The organism is Streptomyces sp. NPDC037410, assembly GCF_055602235.1.
Genome location: NZ_JBVJWR010000010.1, coordinates 265,075 through 283,321 on the forward strand (window position 1 = coordinate 265,075; position 18,247 = coordinate 283,321).

Sequence of the window (18,247 nt, forward strand, 5' to 3'; positions counted from 1 at the left end):
TCGGGACAGGCCCGGACGCGAGGGTCGGGCGAGGCCCTGACGTGAAGTTCGGGCGAGCCCGGACGTGACCCCGGCATGACGTCCCGCGTAACCCGAAAGTAACGCACGGGGGTTGCGCTCCCCCGTCGGCCACCGCAAAGGTATGGCTCCAATCCATTGGGCCCGTTGCGGGGAGCTGACGCTGCCATGACGCTCGAAGACACCACGCCGTCGAAGGACGACTACCTCGAACGCCGGGCCCTGCGCCGCGGCAGCGCCGGCTGGCTGCTGCTCACGGGCCTCGGCGTGGCGTACGTCGTGTCCGGGGACTACTCCGGCTGGAACATCGGCCTGTCGAAGGGCGGTTTCGGCGGGCTCGCCGTCGCCACCGTCCTGATGGGCGCGATGTACGCCTGCCTGGTCTTCGCGCTCGCCGAACTGTCCGCCATCCTGCCCACCGCGGGCGGCGGCTACGGCTTCGCCCGCCGGGCGCTGGGCACCTGGGGCGGCTTCCTCACCGGCACCGCGATCCTCATCGAGTACATCCTGGCCCCCGCCGCGATCTCCATCTTCATCGGCGACTACGTGAAGTCCCTCGGCCTCTTCGGCCTGGAGTCCGGCTGGCCGGTCTATCTGGCCTGCTTCGTCCTCTTCATCGGGATCCACCTGTGGGGCGTGGGCGAGGCGCTGCGTTTCAGCCTGATCGTGACGGCGATCGCGGTCACGGCCCTGGTCGTCTTCGCGCTCGGCGCGTTCACCGACTTCCACGTGGACGGCCTGAACGACATCCCGGTCGACGGCGGGGCCCTCGGCGCGAACTCCTGGCTGCCGTTCGGGCTGCTCGGGATCTGGGCGGCGTTCCCCTTCGGCATGTGGTTCTTCCTCGGCGTCGAGGGCGTGCCGCTGGCCGCCGAGGAGGCGAAGGACCCGGTGCGGTCGATGCCGAGGGCGCTCGCGCTGTCCATGGGGATCCTGGTGCTGCTCGCCGTCGTGACCTTCTTCGCCGCCACCGGGGCGCGGGGCGCGGCCGCCGTGCAGGAGGCGGGCAATCCGCTGGTCGTGGCGCTCCAGGGCGACGGGGAGCCGACGGCGCTCAGCCGCTTCGTGAACTACGCGGGCCTCGCGGGCCTGGTCGCGTCCTTCTTCTCCCTCATCTACGCCGGCTCGCGCCAGCTGTTCGCCCTCTCCCGGGCCGGCTACCTGCCCCGGTTCCTCTCCCTGACCAGCCGCCGCAAGTCGCCGTACCTGGGACTCCTCATCCCGGGCGCCATCGGCTTCGCGCTCGCCGCCGGGACCGGGAACGGGGCGCGGATGCTGAACATCGCGGTCTTCGGCGCCACCATCTCGTACGCCCTGATGGCGCTCTCCCACATCGTGCTCCGCCGCCGCGAGCCGGGCCTCCACCGGCCGTACCGCACGCCCGGCGGGATCGTGACCTCGTCGGTGGCCTTCGTCCTGGCCCTCTCGGCGCTGGTCGCGACGTTCCTGGTGGACCGGACGGCGGCGTTCATGGCGCTCGGGGTGTACGTGATCGCCCTCGCCTACTTCGCGTTCTACAGTCGGCACCATCTGGTGGCCAGGGCGCCCGAGGAGGAGTTCGCGGCGCTCGCCGCGGCCGAGGCCGAACTCGAACGCGACTGATGTCCCTTCCCTTCCTGGAGGACCTTCCGTGACCAAGCCTCTCATCGGCGTGACCACCTACCTGGACCAGGCGCGCTGGGGCGTGTGGGACATGCCCGCCGCGCTGCTCCCGGCGCAGTACCCGCGTCTCGTACGGGACAGCGGGGGGTTCCCGGTGATGCTCCCGCCGGGCGGGCCGGAGGACGCGGCGGCGGTCCTGGCCCGGCTCGACGGGCTCGTCGTCGCGGGCGGGGCGGACGTCGAGCCCGTACGGTACGGGGCCGAGCCCGACCCCCGCACCGGCCCGCCGGCCCGCGCCCGGGACACCTGGGAGCTGGCCCTGATCGACGCGGCCCTGGCCTCCGGCACTCCCCTGCTCGGCATCTGCCGGGGCATGCAGCTCCTGAACGTGGCCCTCGGCGGCACCCTGATCCAGCACCTGGACGGGCACGTGGAGGCGGTCGGGGTGATCGGCCGGCACGCGGTGAAGCCGGTGCCGGGCACCCGGTACGCCTCGCTGGTGCCCGAGCTCACCGAGGTCCCGACCTACCACCACCAGGCCGTGGACCGGCTCGGCACGGGGCTCACGCCCTCGGCGCACGCGGAGGACGGCACGGTGGAGGCGGTGGAACTGGCGGCGCCGGCCTGGGTGCTCGGGGTCCAGTGGCACCCGGAGATGGGCGAGGACCTGAGGGTGATGCGGGGCCTGGTGGAGGCGGCGGCGCGCTAGACGCGCGCGGGACATGGAGCGGGGCGACCGGGGTGGGCTCCGGTCGCCCCGCGGTTCAGTGGGCGGCGGTGGTCGCCGCGACCGCGCGGCGCCCCAGCACCACGTACAGCACGGTGGAGACCACCATGCCGACCGGCAGGGAGAGGTCCATGCCGCCGAGGGCGGCGGCGACCGGGCCGGTGTAGAGGGTGTCGACGCAGAGGGCGGCGGCGGCCACGCCCGCCACGAGGGAGCCGGCCCCCGCCCAGTTGACGCCGCCGGTGAACCAGAAGGGGCTGCCGGGGGTCTCGTCCGAGAGCGTGACGCCGTCGTACCGGTTGCGGCGCAGCACGACGTCCGTCACGTAGACGGCCATCAGCGGGCCGATCAGGACGGTGATCATCTGGAGGGCGTTGCTGACGGTGTCGAGGAAGTTGGAGATCAGCAGCCCGTAGAGGGTGAGGCTCACCGCGACGGTGCCGTCGAAGAGGACGCTGACGGTCCGGCGGATGCGCAGGCCGACGGCCTGGAGGGCGAGGCCCGCGCTGTAGGCGGTCAGGGCGTTGATGGAGATCGTGCCCAGGACCAGAGACAGCAGGAACACCGGCACGAACCAGCCGGGCAGGATCTCCTGGAGCGCGTTCTGAGGGTCGGTCATGTCGACGGCCGTCGCGGCGAACGCGCCGAGCGCGCAGACGACCACGCTGGGAACGAAGGAGCCGAGGGCGGTCCATCCGGCGACGGCCTTCGGTGAGGCGGTGCGGGGCAGATAGCGCGAGAAGTCGGCGCTCGTCGTGTACGAGAGCGGGCCCGAGGCGACCATCGCCGTGCCCGCGACGAGCACTGCCCACAGGTCCGTGCCGGTCAGTGCCTCGGCCGGGGCGTACGAGAAGTCGGCGTGCTCGAAGACCGCCAGCGCGACGACGGTGAAGGTGCCCGCCAGGGCCAGCGTGATCGGCAGGTACAGCTTGATGATCAGCGCGTGCCCGTACACGCTGATGCCGAGGGTCAGCGCGGCGATGACCACGACGACGACGATCTTCACCGGGGTGTTCGCCGTGATACCGGCCTTCTCGACCAGCGCGAAGGCGGCGGTCGCGGCGGCGGCCAGGTTGAGGGCGAAGTAGCAGACGGAGACGAGCCAGCCGCCGATCGCGTTGTTCACGCGGTTGCCGATGACGCCGTACAAGGCACGGGTGATGACCTCGCTGGGCGCGCCCGCGGCCGGGCCCGGGGTGGCGACCAGACCGGTGAGCACGCTGAAGAGGTTGCCGACGACGATCACGGCGAGCGACTGCCAGAGCGTCAGGCCCATCAGGACCAGCGCGCCGCCGACGACGAGGCTCAGGTAGTTGACGCTGGCTGCCGCCCAGACGGAGAACAGTTCGCGGGGATTGCCGTGGCGCTCCGCGTCGGAGATGTGATCGATGCCGTGGGCCTCGATGCGGCCGGGCCGGTCGGCGGCCGGCGGGGTGACCTCGGCGCGGGCGGCGCCGGGGTCGGGAATCGTGGAAGCCATGCGGCCCTCCGGATGCGTGTAGCCCACCTGGTTGCTTATTGGTCGCACACTCAATAGCATCACCGGTATGCCGTCAAGCGTCCAGCGCAAGAGAATTCGGAAGACGCCCGAGGCCCGCAGGGCGGAGATCGTCGAGACCGCGGCCCGGGTCGCCCTCACCGAGGGCCTGGAGTGCGTCACGCTCCGGCGCATCGCCGAGGAGCTCGCCGTACGACCCGGTCTGATCAGCCACTACTTCCCGTCGGCGGAGGATCTCGTCGCCGAGGCGTTCAGCGTCGCCGCCACCGGAGAGCTCGACGCCCTGCTGCCCGCCGACCGCCCGGACGGGTCCCCGACGCAGTACCTCGCGCGCTACTTCGCCCTCTCGGGCGGAGAGGCGTACGACGACATCAGCCGCCTGTGGATCAACGCCCGGCACCTCAGCCGCTACCGGCCCGTGCTCCGCGACCGGGTCGCCGAACAGGAACTCGCCTCCGACGACCGCCTCTCGGACCTCATCCGCGAGGGCGTCGCACGGGGCGAGTTCCGCACGGACGACCCGCGCGCGGCGGCCATCCAGATCCTGGTGGTCGTCGACGGCCTCGGCGCCCACGCCAACACCGACCGGAGCGACCGACCGGAGACGGTGACGCGGATGGCGGTGACGACGGCGGAACGCGAACTCGGGCTGCGGTACGGGGCCCTGACGGACGTACGGCTGCCGGGGGAACCGGGTGAGCCGACGGTGCCGACCGAGCCGACCGAGCCGACCGAACGGGCCCAACCGGGCTAGGCGACCGACGCCGGGCCCCACCGGCCTAGGCGACCGCCGCCGGGCCCACCGGCCTACGCGACCGACGCCGGGCCCCACCGGCCTACGCGACCGCCGACCGCCGACCGTCACCCCACACCCACCGACACCGAGCCGCACCCACCGCCCCCGCCCCCCACTCCCCTTCGCACTCTTCCTGGAGCCACCCGTGCGCACCCGACTCGTCCTGCACTCCGCCCGTCTGCTCGACCCCGGCACGGGGGCGTTCCTGCCGGAGACGGCACTCGCCGTCTCCGACGACGGCCGGATCTCCGCCCTGGGCGACGACCGCGAGATCCGGACGCTGGCCGGTCCGGCGAGCACCGTCGTCGACCTCAAGGGGGCCGTCGTCACCCCGGGCTTCGTCGACGGCCACGTGCACCCGGTGACCGGCGCCGAACTCACCCACGGCCTCGACCTGTCGTACTGCGCCGACCTCGACGACGTGCGGGAGGCGCTGGCCCGCGAGGTGCGGACCCTCGACCGGGGCCAGTGGCTGTTCGGCTGGGGTCTTGACCCGAACGTCTTCGGCGACCGGCCCGTCGGCACCGCCCCCTTCGACGCGGTGCTCGACGGGATCCCGGCCTTCCTGCTGCTGTTCGACGCCCACTCGGCCCTGGCCAGCCGCCGGGCCCTCGAACTCGCCGGGGTCGACGGCCCCCGCACCTTCGCCCAGGCCTCGGCCGAGGTCGTCTGCGACGCCGACGGACGCCCGACCGGACTGCTCCAGGAGGACGCGGCCTGCGAGCTGGTCGAGCGGGTCGCCCCCCGGCCGACCCGCGAGGAGAGCCGGGAGCGGCTCGCGGAGGCCCTGCGGGGCATGGCGGCGGCGGGTCTCACCGGCGGTCACGCCATGGACGCCAACGGGGACAGCCTCGCCCTGTACGGGGAGCTCGACGCGGCCGGTGAGCTGCCGCTGCGGCTCCGGGTCGCGCCCTGGTGCCAGCCGGGCACCGACGCCGACGGCGTGCGCGCGCTGATCGAGCAGCAGGGCGTGGGCGGAGAGCTGTGGCGGGTCGCGGGCGTGAAGCTGTTCATGGACGGGACGATCGACAACGGCACGGCGTGGCTGGAGCGGCCGGACTGCCACGGCGAGTCCACGCACGCGTTCTGGCCGGACCCCGAGGCGTACGCGCGGATCATCGGGGAGCTGCACCGGGCGGGGGTGCCGACGGCGACGCACGCGATCGGCGACGCGGCCGTACGGCACGTGCTCGACTCCGTCGAGAAGGCGCGGGCGGGCGGGGACGGCGGTGCGGTACGGCACCGGGTCGAGCACATCGAGACGGTGCCGGACGGTACTCTGCGCCGCTTCGCGGACCTGGGCGTCCTGGCGTCGATGCAGCCGACGCACTGCTGCGACTTCACCCGCGCCGACCACACCGACAACTGGTCGCGGCGCCTCGGCGAGGAGCGGGCCGCGCGCGCGTGGCGCTGCCGGGACCTGTCGGACTCGGGGGCCACCGTGGTCCTCGGCTCGGACTGGCCGATCGCGCCGTTCCCGCCGCTGGGCGTGATGGCCGGGGCCCGGCACCGGCGCCCGAGCCGTGACCTCGGTCAGGCGCCGCACGGACCGGAGCAGGCGCTGACGCCACTGGAGGCGCTGCGCGGGCTGACGACGGCGGCGGCGTACGCGGCGGGCGAGGAGCACGAGGCGGGGCGTCTGGCCGTGGGCTTCCGCGCCGACCTGACGGCGCTGGGGGCGGACCCCCTGACGACCCCGTCGACGGAACTCCCGGACGTCCCGGTCCGGCTGACGACGGTGTCGGGCCGGGTGACGTTCCGCGCGGCCGACCTCTGACGGCCCCCGGTTGCGGCCCGCCGCCCGCGCGGGCCCCGCGCCTACCCCCGCGTCAGCGACAGCAGGTCGCGTGCCGGGCCCGAAGGCCGGTGGCCCGCCGGCCAGACCGCGCGGAGGTCGCGGCGGAGGAGGACCCCCTCCACCGGGATGGCGACCAGGCGGCGCGACGCCAGTTCCTCCGTGATCGCGAGCTCGCTCAGGACGGCCGGCCCGGCGCCGCTCACCGCCGCCGCCTTCACCGCGGTCGTGGAGGCGAGTTCGAGGAGCGGCTGCGCGAGCCCCCCGTGCGCGGAGAGCGCCGCGTCGAGGACCTGCCGGGTGCCCGAGCCGCGTTCCCGCAGGACCAGCGGGGTCGCGGCGAGCTCCGCCGGGTCGAGCGGCCTGCGGCGCCGGGCCCACGGATGCGAGGGCGCGGCGACGAGCGCGAGCCGGTCGTGGGCGACGACGACCCCGTCGAGGCCGTCCGGCACGGCGAGCCCCTCGACGAAGCCGACGTCCGCCTCGCCGGCGAAGAGCCGCTCGGCGACGGCGGCGGAGTTCCCGGCCTGGAGCGACACGGCGGTGTCGGGGCGCTGCGCGCGCAGCGCGATCAGCCAGCCCGGCATCAGGTACTCGGCGATCGTCATGGACGCGGCCACCCGCAGCCGCGAGTCCCGCCGCCCGCGCAGCGCCTGCGCGCCCGCGTCGAAGGCCTCCGCGGCCTCCACGATCCGCCGCGCCCAGTCGGTGACGAGCGCGCCCGCGTCGGTGAGCCGTGAGCCGCGCGGCGAACGGTCGAGGAGCGCCACGCCGAGCTGCCGCTCCATCGAGCGGATGCGGCTGCTCGCGGCGGGCTGGGTGATCCCGACCTCGCGGGCGGCCGCGCCGAGGCTGCCGTGCCGGGCGACGGCGAGGAGCAGTTCGAGCGCGCCTAGGTCGGGCACCCGGTGGGAGAGGCCCCGGTGGAGGAGGGGGGTGGGCGTCGCGCCCGGCTCACTGCTCATAAGATCAGCTTATGGCCTCATAGCCACAACGTCCCTGGTGGGGGCCGTTCCGGCGCGAAACGATCGAGACATGGCAAGCCTCGCACCTTCCCGCCCCGCTCTTCGCGCCACCACCCCCGGCGCCCGGGCGACCCGCTCCGTCCGTCACCTCGGGCCCAACTGGTACGCCTCCGTGATGGGCACGGCCATCGTCGCCAACGCCGGCGCCGCCCTCCCCCTCGACGTCCCCGGTCTCCGTACGGCCTGCGCCGCGGTCTGGGCCCTGTCGCTCTCGATGCTGCTCGCCCTGGTCGCCGCCCGCGCCGCGCACTGGGCCCGCCACCGGGACCAGGCCCGCGCCCACCTGATGGACCCGGCGATGGCACCGTTCTACGGCTGTCTGTCGATGGCGCTGCTCGCCGTCGGAGGCGGGGCGGTGATCGTGGGCCGGGACTGGATCGGGCTCCCGGCGGCCGTCGCCCTCGACGCCGCCCTGTTCACCGCCGGAACGGTGATCGGCCTGGCGGCCGCGGTGGGCATCCCGTATCTGATGGTGGTGCACCACCGGATCGAGGGCGCGTCGCCGGTGTGGCTGCTGCCGGTCGTCGCCCCGATGGTCTCCGCCGCGCTCGGCCCGCTGCTCGTGCCCCAGCTGCCCGCCGGGCAGGCCCAGCAGACCCTGCTGATCGGGTGCTACGCGCTGTTCGGCGTCAGTCTGCTCGCCACCCTGGTCATGCTGCCGCTGGTCTTCGGACGGCTCGTCACCGGCGGCCCGCTGCCGCTCGCGCTGACCCCCACCCTCTTCCTGGTCCTCGGCCCGCTGGGCCAGTCGACGACCGCCGCGAACAAGTTCGCCGACACGGCCGCGGGCGTGCTGCCCGCCCCGTACGCCCGTGGCTTCGCCGCCTTCGCCGTCCTCTACGGGGTGCCCGTGACGGGCTTCGCGCTGCTGTGGCTGGCGCTCGCCGGGGCGATGGTGCTGCGGGCGCGGCGGCGGGGCATGGGCTTCGCGATGACCTTCTGGGCGTTCACCTTCCCGGTCGGCACGTGTGTGACCGGCGCCGAGGGCCTGGCCCGGCACACCGGTCTGGACGTCTTCCGGTGGCTCGCGATCGGCTTGTACGTGCTCCTCGTGGCGGCCTGGCTGGTGGCCGGTTTCCACACCCTGCGCGGGCTGTTCAGCGGTGCGCTGCTCGCAGCGCCCGGGACAGCACCCGCGGCGCTTCGGCCAGTGACGGCCCGTACCAGGTGAGCATGCGTCCGTCGACGAGGGGTTCCAGAGGAGCGACTCCGACGACCGACCCCACCGGTTCCACCGCCTCCCAGGCCGCCTCCGCCTCGTCCAGCCAGCGGGGCCGCGCCGGCGCCCCGCACGCGGCCAGGACCCGTTCCAGCTCCCGCAGGGCCTGGTCGAGGGTGCGGATCTCGGTGACGAGGACGTCGAGTCCGGCGGGGTGGTGAGCACACCCGAGGTCACGGGCACCCGCACCGGCCCGACCAGAGAAGCCCCACCAGTCCGGGCCCCTCCGGTGCCAGCCAAGCACGGACGTCGCCGGTACCTGCACCCCCAGTGACCACGGTCTCGGTGAGGGAGGGCACGAGGGAGACGACCCTCCGTGCGGTCCCCCGGACGGCCGTCATTCCACCTCGGCCTCGACGTGGTCCCCGATGGCGACGACGAGGAGGCGGGTGCCGGGCTCGGTGGCGCGCCAGCGGTGCCGTACCCCGCCGGAGAGGTACAGGGTGTCGCCGCGGCCGAGCCGGTGGGCGCGGCCCTCGGCCTCGACCTCGGCGGCGCCGTCGGCCACGTAGAGGAGCTCGTCGTTCCGGTGCTGGAACTCGCGCCCCGCGTCCTGCTCGCCGGTGAACTCCAGGGCGTGCAGCTGGTGGCGGCCGCGGACCAGCGCGCGGACGCCCGGGGGCATGCCGGGGGTGCGCTCCCCGGCCCGTACGACGTCGACCGTGCGGGAGGCCTCGGCGGCGGCGAGGAGTTCGCCGGCCGTGGTCTCCAGGGCCCCGGCGACGAGTTCGAGGGAGCGGCGGCTGGGGCGGGCGCGCTCGTTCTCGACCTGGCTGAGGAAGGGCACGGAGAGGCCGCTGCGGGAGGCGACGACGGCCAGGGTCAGCTGGAGCGCTCTGCGGCGCCTCTTGACGGCCGCGCCCACGCGGGGGGCTTCCTTCTCGTCCATGTCGGCTCCCTCCCTCTGCTCGTACCGGTCGGTTACCTGAACCTTACGCAGCTTTGGGCCGGGGTTTCGCGTCGTGACGAAAAGGGGCGGTCGCCGAACACGTTCGGCGACCGCCCCTTTTCAGCCAGTGAGCGAGGCGTCCTACTGCGGGGTGAGCTTCTCCGCGAGGCCCGGGTTCCGGTCCAGCCAGGTGCGGACGGCCTGCTGCTCCTTGCCCTTGCCGGTCTCCTGGATGACGGCTTCGAGGTCCGTGAGCTGCTTCTCGGTCAGCGAGAAGTTCTTCAGCCAGGCGCCGACCTCGGGGTTCTCCGCGGCGAACCCCTTGCGGGCGAGGGTGTGGACGCCGTCGCCCTTGCCCCAGGCGCCCTTGGGGTCCTTGAGCTTCTTCAGGTCGTGGGCGGAGTAGGCCCAGTGCGGGGACCACAGGGTGACGACGACGGGTTCCTTGCGGTCGTACGCCCGCTTCAGCTCGGCGAGCATGCCGGGCGTGGAACCGTCGACGACCTTGTACTCACCCTCCAGGCCGTACTCCTTGAGGACCTTGTCCTTGAGGATGCCCATCATTCCGGCGCTGGGCTCGATGCCGACGATGCGGCCCTTGAACTGCCCGGCCTTCCCCTTGAGGTCAGCGAGGGAGTCGACGCCCTTGACGTACGAGGGGACCGAGAGCTCCAGGGAGGTGGGGCCGTACCAGGAGCCGAGGTCCTCCAGCTTGTTCTGGTACTTCTTCCAGTACTGGGCGTGGGTGACGGGGAGCCAGGAGTCGGTCTGGAAGTCGAGCTGCCCGCCCGCCAGGCCGGTGTAGAGCGCGCCGGCCTCCAGCTGCTTGGTCTCGACCTCGTAGCCGCGGCGCTCCAGGAGCTCCTTCCAGAGGTACGTGGAGGCGGTGCCCTCGTCCCAGGGGATGTAGCCGATGCTGACCTTCTTGCCGTGGCCGCCGTTCGCACCCGCGGCGGAGGCCGCGCCGCCCGGGCCGCCGAGGAAGCCCATGCCGCCGGCGGCGAGCGCGAGGACGACGACGCCGACGAGTGCGGTGACGGGCTGCGGGCGGTGGGCCCACAGCTTGGCGCCGACCCGCTTCGCGCCGAGTGCGGCGCGGGCCTTGGCGGCGGCGCGGCGGCCCAGCGGGGAGACCTGGCGGCCGAGCTCGCCGGTCATCCGGTCCAGGTACATGGCGAGGACGACGATGGAGACGCCGGCCTCGAAGCCGAGGCCGATGTCGACGTTGCCGATGGCGCGGTAGACGGCGCCGCCGAGCCCGCCGCCGCCGACCATGCCGGCGATGACGACCATGGAGAGGCCGAGCATGATGACCTGGTTGACGCCGGCCATGATGGTCGGCAGGGCGAGCGGCAGCTGCACGCGCAGCAGCGTGTTGCGCGGGGTGGTGCCGAACGCCTCGGCGGCCTCGACGAGTTCGCCGTCGACCTGACGGATGCCCAGCTCGGTCATGCGCACGCCCGGGGGCAGCGCGAAGACGATGGTGGCGATGATGCCGGGGACCACGCCGACGCCGAAGAAGATGATGCCGGGGATGAGGTAGACCATCGCCGGCATGGTCTGCATGAAGTCGAGGACGGGCCGCAGGACGGCGCTGACGGTCTTCGAGCGGGCAGCCCAGATGCCGAGCGGGACGGCGATCACGAGGGTGACGAGGGTGGAGACGAGGACGAGGGAGAGCGTCGCCATGGCCTCGTCCCACAGCTGGACCGAGTCGACGAGCGCGAAGCCCGCGAAGGCCAGGACACCGGCGGCGAGTCCGCGCAGCCACCAGGCGACGACGGCGAGGATGCCGGCGAAGAGCAGCGGCTGGGGTGCGGACAGGACGGCGTCGATGCCGTCGTAGAGGCCGGTGACACCGGAGCTGACGGCGTCGAAGAGCCAGGAGAACTGGGCCTGGAGCCAGTCGACGGAGCTGTCGACCCACTGGCCGAGGGGGAGCCTAGGCATGGGCGGTCACCTCCTGGGACGCCAGTCCGCCCAACACGGCGAGAAGCTTTTCCTTCTGTACGACTCCGAGGGCGGAGCCGCCGGAGTCCTGGACGACCACCGGGTGCGGGCCCTCGGCAGCGAGGGCGCACAGGTCGGCGAGGAGCGTGTCGGGGCCGACGGCCGGGGCGTCCGGGGCGACGGGCCCGGTGGGCGCGGTCATGACGGCGGCGGCGGTGAGCACGCGGGAGCGGTCGACGTCCTGGATGAAGGAGGCGACGTAGTCGTCGGCGGGGCGGACGAGGATGTCCTCGGCGGTGCCGAGCTGGACGATCCTGCCGTCGCGCATGACGGCGATCCGGTCGCCGAGGCGCATGGCCTCGTTGAGGTCGTGGGTGATGAAGACGATGGTCTTCTTCAGGCGCTGCTGCAGCACGAGGAGCTGGTCCTGCATGTCGCGGCGGATCAGCGGGTCGAGCGCACTGAAGGACTCGTCCATCAGGAGCAGGTCGGCGTCGGTGGCGAGGGCGCGGGCGAGGCCGACGCGCTGCTGCATGCCGCCGGAGAGCTCGTCGGGCCAGGACTTCTCCCAGCCGGCGAGGCCGCACAGTTCGAGGGCCTCGGCGGCGCGGGTCTCGCGCTCGGCGCGGGGCACGCCCTGGACCTCCAGGCCGTAGGCGGCGTTCTCCAGGACGTTTCGGTGCGGGAAGAGCGCGAAGTGCTGGAAGACCATGCTGATCTTGGTGGAGCGGACCTCGCGCAGCTCGCGGGGGGAGAGCGCGGTGAGATCGTTGCCGTCGTAGAGGACGCGCCCCGCGGTGGGTTCGAGCAGGCCGTTGAGCATGCGGAGGAGGGTGGACTTCCCGGAGCCGGACAGACCCATCACGACGAAGATCTGGCCGGGCTCGACGCTGAATCCGGCGTCGACGACGGCGGCGGTCGTCCCCTCGGCGCGCAGCTCGTCGCGGTCGGCGCCGTCGGCGAGCCTGCGGACGGCTTCGTCGGGTCGTCTGCCGAACACCTTGTACAGATGGTCGGCCTGGAGCCTGGACACATACACCTCACGGGTAGCAATGAAGAACGGCCCCACCACCCCCGCGCGGCTGGGCCGTGGAGCGGGCGGGATCGGCCCGCGGGCCCGTCGCGTACGGGATTCCTTTTCGTTGAATTCCGTACCGGGTTCCGCTCCGGGCTCGCGCCTGCCCGGCTTCACAGGGTGCAAACGCAAAGGTGACGGGGGTCACGCGGGCGGTTCCGGGGGTGGGGGTGCGGGGGGGCGCGGCGGCCTGCCGCTCGGAGGGGACTGCCGGGGGGAGGCGACTCCGGGTGGGGGGACCGTCGATGCGGGGGGACTGTCGGTGGGGTGCGGCATGATCGGGGGTGTGACGCGACGCCTGATGCTCCTCGACACCGCCAGCCTCTACTTCCGCGCGTACTTCGGCGTGCCGGACTCCGTCCGGGCGCCGGACGGCACCCCGGTGAACGCCGTGCGCGGGCTGCTCGACTTCATCACCCGGCTCGTCCAGGACCACCACCCCGACGATCTGGTGGCCTGCTGGGACGAGGACTGGCGACCGCAGTGGCGGGTCGACCTGATCCCCTCGTACAAGGCGCACCGGGTAGCCGTGGAGACGGAGACGGGCCCCGACGAGGAGGAGATCCCGGACACCCTGTCCCCGCAGGTGCCGGTGATCGAGGAGGTCCTGGCGGCGCTCGGCATCGCGCGGGTCGGGTCGGCGGGGTACGAGGCGGACGACGTGATCGGGACGCTGACGGCGCGCGCCGGCGGGCCGGTGGACATCGTCACCGGCGACCGCGACCTGTTCCAGCTGGTGGACGACGCCCGGGGCGTCCGCGTGCTCTACCCGCGCAAGGGCGTCGGCGACTGCGACCTGGTGGACGCGGAGCTGATCCGCACGAAGTACGGGGTGCGGCCCGACCAGTACGCCGACTTCGCGGCACTGCGCGGCGACGCCAGCGACGGGCTGCCCGGGGTGAAGGGCATCGGCGAGAAGACGGCGGCGCAGCTGATCACGGAGTACGGGGACCTGGCGGGCGTCCGGGCGGCGGCGGAGGACCGGACGTCGAAGCTGACCCCGGCGAAGCGGCGCGGGATCGTGGAGGCGGCCGCCTACCTGGACGTGGCGCCGACGGTGGTGCGGGTCGCCGCCGACGCACCGCTCCCGGAGTTCGACCCCGCCCTGCCGGCCGCTCCCCGCGACCCGGCGGCCCTGGAGGCGCTGGTGAAGCGCTGGGGTCTGGGCGGCGCGGTGGGCCGTCTGCTGCCGGTCCTGGAGCGCTGAGCACGCGGGTCTCACCGGCAGCGCTGGGCCTCTTCCGCCTCGGGATGCTAGCTTAGGCATACCTAAGTACGCAGAGTCAGGAGAGCCCGTCGTGGCAGAGCAGCCGGCCCGCAAGGCACCGAAGGCCACCGAAGCCCGTGTGGTGCACACCGAGCGGATCACTCCGCACATGGTGCGGGTCGTGCTGGGCGGCCCCGGGCTCGACGGCTTCGCGGCCGACGCGTACACCGACCACTACGTGAAGCTGCTCTTCGCCCCGGAGGGCGTCTCCTACCCGGAGCCGTTCGACATGGAGCGGATCCGGGCGGAGTTCCCCCGGGAACAGTGGCCGACGACGCGGACGTACACGGTGCGGGCCTGGGACCCGGTCCACCGCGAGCTGACCATCGACTTCGTGGTCCACGGCGACGAGGGCCTGGCGGGCCCGTGGGCGGCGCGCGCCCAGGCGGGCGAGACCGTGCGCTTCCTCGGCCCCGGCGGCGGCTACGCGCCGGACGCGGCGGCGGACTGGCACCTGCTCGTCGGTGACGAGAGCGCGCTGCCGGCGATCGCGGTGGCCCTGGAGCGGCTGCCCGAGAGCGCGCGGGCGCACGTCCTGATCGAGGTCTCGGACGCGGCCGAGGAGCAGAAGCTGGCGACGGCGAAGGGCATCGAGGCCACCTGGCTGCACCGCGGCGAGCGCCCGGTGGGCGAGGCGCTGGTCGCGGCGGTCACGGCCCTGGACTTCCCGTCGGGTGACGTGCACGCCTTCGTGCACGGCGAGGCGGGCTTCGTGAAGGAGCTGCGCCGGCACCTGCGGCTCGACCGGGGCGTGCCGCGGGAGCGCCTGTCGATCTCGGGCTACTGGCGCCAGGGCAAGACGGACGAGGGCTGGCGCGCGATGAAGCGCGACTGGAACGACCAGGTGGAGCGCGAGCAGGAGAATTGAGACGAGGGGCCCGGGGCGGCGAAGGCCCCGGGCCCCTCCGTCACTCCGCTCCCCCGTCCCGCTCCTCCAGGCCGAAGACCTGGTTCGAGGCGTCCATGTGGGCCAGGCGGCGCAGCGCGGAGAAGATCGCGTCGCCGAGGACCGTGCCGACGACCGCGCTCTCGACGAGCTCCTCCCGCGCCACGTGCCGCGCCACGTAGTCCAGGTCGGCGCGCGCGACCTGCTCCGCCGCGTCCGCGTACGTGTCCAGGACGTCGACGAACCTGCCGTGCCCCAGCTCCGCGAGGGCCACGAGGGTCACTGCGAGGACCTCCGCCGCCGGGCTTGACGGGTCGGCGTGCCAGCCGCGCGCCGCGATCAGCCCGGCGACCGTCTCGCGCGCCTCCTCGACACCGTCCCCGGGCTCGCGGTCGTAGCGCGGGACCAGGGGCTTGGTCGCCGCGCCCAGCACGTTGTGCACCGACTCCTCGGGATCGTCGACCGCGAGGACCACGCCCCGGATCGCCGCCACCGACAGGCCGCCCACGTCGAGGAGCGCCCGGATCAGGCGCAGCCGCCGTACGTGCGTCTCTCCGTACGAAGCCTGGTTCGGGCTCGTCAGCTCACCGGCGGGCAGCAGCCCTTCCCGTACGTAGAACTTGATCGTCGGCACCGACACCCCGGCCCTACGGCTCAACTCTCCGATGCGCACAGCGCGTTCACCTTCCAGATTCCTCTCCGGCCTTGCCGACCGACACCCCCATCATAGATAGTGGCGCTATCAGATAGCGGCGAGTGCCACTATCTATCCATCGCAGGGGGATGCGTATGTCTTCGTCACGATCTTCGTCACGGCTTTCGTCACGCCCACAGACCTCGGTCACGCCACCGGCCCGGCTTCACCGCCCCCTGGTCTGGTTCTCCGCCTCGATGGCCGTCCTGGCCGCCGTCTCCGCCGTCGGCATCGTCGTCGACGACCGCATGCTGGTCGGCGTCCCCATCTGGACCAAGCCGTTCAAGTTCTCGGTCTCGTTCATCGCCTACGGGCTCTCGCTGGCCTGGATGCTCTCGCTGCTCCCCCGGGGCCGGCGGGCCGGCTGGTGGGCCGGGACGGTGCTCACCGTCGCCAGCGTCGTCGAGATGGTGCTGATCACCCTCCAGGTGATCCGCGGCACCCAGAGCCACTTCAACCAGGCGACCCCCTTCGACACCGCCGTCTTCCAGATCATGGGCGCCACCGTCGCCGTCCTCTGGCTGAGCGCCCTGGTCATCGCGGTGCTCCTGCTCCGCGCCCGGATCCTCGACCGGCCGATGGCCTGGGCCGTCCGGCTGTCCTCCCTGATCGCCCTGGCGGGCGCGGGCGTAGGCTTCCTGATGGTCCGTCCGACACCGGAGCAGCTGGCCACCGACAACCCGCCGATCGTCGGCGCCCACAGCGTCGGCGTCCCGGACGGCGGCCCGTCGATGCCGATCACCGGCTGGGCGAGCAACGGCGGCGACCTGCGGATCCCGCACTTCTTCGGCATGCACGCGCTCCAGCTGCTCCCGCTGCTGCTGATCGCCCTGACCGCCCTCGCCACCCGCTTCCCCGGCCTGGTCCGCCTGGCCGACGAGCGCGTACGGCTGCGCCTCACGCTCACGGCCTCGGCGGCGTACGCGGCGACCTTCGCCCTACTGACCTGGCAGGCCCTGCGCGGCCAGGCCCTCTTCGCCCCGGACGGCACGACGCTCGCAGCCGCGGGAGCCATCGTGCTCCTGGGCGGGACGGCAGCCGCACTGTCCCTCCGCACGACCACCGACTCCCCCACCCCCGCCCGCACCGAGGAGGTCGCGGCATGACGGGCAGCGGGCGGCGGGCACGCGGTCTACCCTGGCCGGATGCCGGACATCGACCGCGCCGTGGGCGCCGTGCTGGGTTCCGCCGTCGGTGACGCGCTGGGCGCTCCCTTCGAGTTCGGCCTGCCCGGTGTCTACCGAGAGCGGTTCCCCGACGGCGTCGGGGAGTTGTGCGGGGGCGGCGGCTGGGATCCGGGCGAGGCGACGGACGACACGCAGATGGCGGTCCTCGTCGGGGAGTCCCTCCTCGAACGGGGCGGCCTCGACCTGCCGGACCTCTTCGCCCGCTTCCGCCGCTGGGCGTCGGCCGACCCCAAGGACATAGGCCTCCAGACCGAGCAGGTCCTCCTGGGCGGCGACCCCTGGGACATCGCGGCCGCGCTTCACTTCCAGGTCAACGGGCGCGCTGCCGGAAACGGTTCGCTGATGCGGTCCTCGACCTCGGCCGTGTACTTCGCGGCGCGGGGGCGGGAGCGGACGATGGACGCCGCCCGGCGCATCGCAGCCCTGACGCACGGCGACGGCGCCGCCTGGGAGGGCACGGCGATCCTCCACGAACTGGTCCGGGTCGCCCTCCTCGGCGAGGACCCGCTCACCGCCCTGCCCACCACGGTGGCCGAGGTGGACCCGGCGCACCGGGAGCGCTGGGCGACGGTACTCGCCCCCGACTGGCAGCCGTCCGACGCCACCGAGTTCAACGGGGCGGTCTGGCCCTGTCTCGGCTCGGCGGTCTGGGCACTGCGCACCACCGACTCCTTCGAGGAGGCCCTCGCCGCCGCCGTCGACCTGGGCGGCGACACCGACACCGTGGCCGCCGTGACCGGCACCCTCGCGGGCGCGGTGTACGGCTCCGGTGCCGTCCCCGCCCGCTGGACGGCCCTCCTCCACATCCCCCTCCCCGGCTCCGCCGACCGCGTCCTGACCGCCGAGGGCCTCCGGAACCTGGCCGAAGCCCTCGCCGCCACCGGGCGCTGACGGCTGCCGGACCGATGGTCCGTCAGGCGGCCGTCCCCTTACGGGCCGTGAGTTGGAAGAGTCGGGCCGTGTGCATGTAGGGAGCGCGCGTGGTCGTGGCGAGTTCCAGGCGTTCCAGGTCGGCGTAGTACGCCGGGTCGTACTTGCGGGCGTCGTCGGTGAGGTAGTCGCAGAAGCTGCGGATGCCGTAGTGGCGGACGCCCCGGCAGCCGAGGTTCTCCAGGATCGGGATGATCTCCTCCGCCGTGTGGAGGGCCAGGTCGGAGTCGAACATCTCGTTCCGGAGCCGGTCGCTGTCCAGGGCCGCCAGAGCGGCGGCAGGATCCAGCTCCCGGACGGCGATGTTCAGCGGCGCCGAGTGCCGGTTGATCGCCATCACGGAGAACAGTCCTCCTTCCGTCAGCGGGGCGAGCACCGTGGCGAGGGTGCCCGGTACGTCGTCCACGTACTGCAGCAGGTTGTGGCACAGCACCACGTCGAAGCCGCCCCCGGCGATCTCCGCCGGAAGTGCGGACACATCGGCCCGGACACAGGTCACCCGTTCCGACAGGCCCCTCTCCGCCGCCCGCGCCTCGGCCGCGGCCAGCATCGTCGGCGCGAGGTCGACGACCGTGACGTGGTGCCCCCGCGCGGCTAGTGATCTGGTTTTGAGGTCGTGGGTCGCCACGTGAGGCGACCCCTGTTTCAGATTGCGGTGTTCGCCTGCGGCCGGTCGCGCGTTCGCGCTG

The 18,247-nt window shown here is 73.3% G+C and carries 16 protein-coding genes and 1 pseudogene; 9 read left to right on the forward strand and 8 right to left on the reverse strand.

Annotated features, from left to right (window positions below; all coding sequences use genetic code 11):
- Positions 1 to 186: 186 nt before the first annotated feature.
- Both eat and ACZ7HT_RS19435 read left to right on the forward strand, forming a co-directional pair.
- Positions 187 to 1,620: an ethanolamine permease gene (gene eat, locus ACZ7HT_RS19430; RefSeq protein WP_471167069.1), complete on the forward strand. Its 1,434-nt coding sequence runs from the start codon at positions 187 to 189 to the stop codon at positions 1,618 to 1,620.
- A 28-nt stretch (positions 1,621 to 1,648) separates the two neighbouring features.
- Positions 1,649 to 2,329: a gamma-glutamyl-gamma-aminobutyrate hydrolase family protein gene (locus ACZ7HT_RS19435; protein ID WP_471167071.1), complete on the forward strand. Its 681-nt coding sequence runs from the start codon at positions 1,649 to 1,651 to the stop codon at positions 2,327 to 2,329.
- 55 nt (positions 2,330 to 2,384) lie between these two features.
- Here ACZ7HT_RS19435 and ACZ7HT_RS19440 read toward each other — a convergent pair whose 3' ends face one another.
- On the reverse strand, positions 2,385 to 3,827 hold the full coding sequence (locus ACZ7HT_RS19440) for a purine-cytosine permease family protein (protein WP_471167074.1): 1,443 nt from the start codon (positions 3,825 to 3,827) through the stop codon (positions 2,385 to 2,387).
- 67 nt (positions 3,828 to 3,894) lie between these two features.
- On the opposite strand from ACZ7HT_RS19440, the gene ACZ7HT_RS19445 reads away from it, so the two are divergent.
- Together ACZ7HT_RS19445 and ACZ7HT_RS19450 are read left to right on the forward strand one after the other, a co-directional pair.
- Positions 3,895 to 4,599: a TetR/AcrR family transcriptional regulator gene (locus tag ACZ7HT_RS19445; RefSeq protein WP_471167077.1), complete on the forward strand. Its 705-nt coding sequence runs from the start codon at positions 3,895 to 3,897 to the stop codon at positions 4,597 to 4,599.
- A 187-nt stretch (positions 4,600 to 4,786) separates the two neighbouring features.
- Complete coding sequence (locus ACZ7HT_RS19450) at positions 4,787 to 6,418, forward strand: amidohydrolase (protein WP_471167079.1); 1,632 nt, start codon at positions 4,787 to 4,789, stop codon at positions 6,416 to 6,418.
- A 41-nt stretch (positions 6,419 to 6,459) separates the two neighbouring features.
- Here the strand turns inward: ACZ7HT_RS19450 and ACZ7HT_RS19455 are convergent, their stop codons facing one another.
- Complete coding sequence (locus ACZ7HT_RS19455; RefSeq protein WP_471167081.1) at positions 6,460 to 7,401, reverse strand: LysR family transcriptional regulator; 942 nt, start codon at positions 7,399 to 7,401, stop codon at positions 6,460 to 6,462.
- Positions 7,402 to 7,471: 70 nt separating this feature from the next.
- Between ACZ7HT_RS19455 and ACZ7HT_RS19460 the strand changes: the two genes are divergently transcribed.
- A complete protein-coding gene (locus tag ACZ7HT_RS19460) occupies positions 7,472 to 8,632 on the forward strand; it encodes a TDT family transporter (protein ID WP_471167083.1) in 1,161 nt (386 codons plus the stop codon).
- Here the strand turns inward: ACZ7HT_RS19460 and ACZ7HT_RS19465 are convergent.
- From ACZ7HT_RS19465 to ACZ7HT_RS19480, 4 genes and pseudogenes are all read right to left on the reverse strand, one after another.
- Positions 8,559 to 9,021, reverse strand: a pseudogene (locus tag ACZ7HT_RS19465) (helical backbone metal receptor). The gene ACZ7HT_RS19460 and the pseudogene ACZ7HT_RS19465 overlap by 74 nt on opposite strands.
- The gene (locus ACZ7HT_RS19470) at positions 9,018 to 9,569 is read right to left on the reverse strand and encodes a helix-turn-helix domain-containing protein (protein ID WP_471167085.1); all 552 of its coding nucleotides are present in this window, start codon (positions 9,567 to 9,569) and stop codon (positions 9,018 to 9,020) included. Before ACZ7HT_RS19470 ends, ACZ7HT_RS19465 begins: the two are co-directional and overlap by 4 nt.
- Positions 9,570 to 9,710: 141 nt before the next feature.
- Entirely contained in the window at positions 9,711 to 11,519 is a 1,809-nt protein-coding gene (locus ACZ7HT_RS19475; protein WP_471167088.1) for an ABC transporter permease/substrate binding protein, read from the reverse strand.
- Entirely contained in the window at positions 11,512 to 12,558 is a 1,047-nt protein-coding gene (locus tag ACZ7HT_RS19480) for a quaternary amine ABC transporter ATP-binding protein (RefSeq protein ID WP_471167091.1), read from the reverse strand. Before ACZ7HT_RS19480 ends, ACZ7HT_RS19475 begins: the two co-directional genes overlap by 8 nt.
- 337 nt (positions 12,559 to 12,895) lie before the next feature.
- On the opposite strand from ACZ7HT_RS19480, the gene ACZ7HT_RS19485 reads away from it, so the two are divergent.
- Positions 12,896 to 13,801, forward strand: a complete 906-nt coding sequence (locus ACZ7HT_RS19485; protein WP_471167141.1) for a 5'-3' exonuclease — start codon at positions 12,896 to 12,898, stop codon at positions 13,799 to 13,801.
- A gap of 91 nt (positions 13,802 to 13,892) precedes the next feature.
- Positions 13,893 to 14,729, forward strand: a complete 837-nt coding sequence (locus ACZ7HT_RS19490) for a siderophore-interacting protein (RefSeq protein WP_471167094.1) — start codon at positions 13,893 to 13,895, stop codon at positions 14,727 to 14,729.
- A gap of 40 nt (positions 14,730 to 14,769) precedes the next feature.
- Here the strand turns inward: ACZ7HT_RS19490 and ACZ7HT_RS19495 are convergent, their stop codons facing one another.
- Positions 14,770 to 15,420: a MerR family transcriptional regulator gene (locus ACZ7HT_RS19495; RefSeq protein ID WP_471167097.1), complete on the reverse strand. Its 651-nt coding sequence runs from the start codon at positions 15,418 to 15,420 to the stop codon at positions 14,770 to 14,772.
- Positions 15,421 to 15,638: 218 nt separating this feature from the next.
- Between ACZ7HT_RS19495 and ACZ7HT_RS19500 the strand changes: the two genes are divergently transcribed.
- Positions 15,639 to 16,547, forward strand: coding sequence for a hypothetical protein (locus ACZ7HT_RS19500; RefSeq protein WP_471167100.1), 909 nt, complete (start codon positions 15,639 to 15,641; stop codon positions 16,545 to 16,547).
- 39 nt (positions 16,548 to 16,586) lie between these two features.
- Positions 16,587 to 17,519, forward strand: coding sequence for an ADP-ribosylglycohydrolase family protein (locus ACZ7HT_RS19505; RefSeq protein ID WP_471167103.1), 933 nt, complete (start codon positions 16,587 to 16,589; stop codon positions 17,517 to 17,519).
- Positions 17,520 to 17,541: 22 nt separating this feature from the next.
- Here ACZ7HT_RS19505 and ACZ7HT_RS19510 read toward each other — a convergent pair.
- On the reverse strand, positions 17,542 to 18,247 hold a 706-nt coding region (locus ACZ7HT_RS19510; protein WP_471167106.1), incomplete at its 5' end, for a methyltransferase domain-containing protein.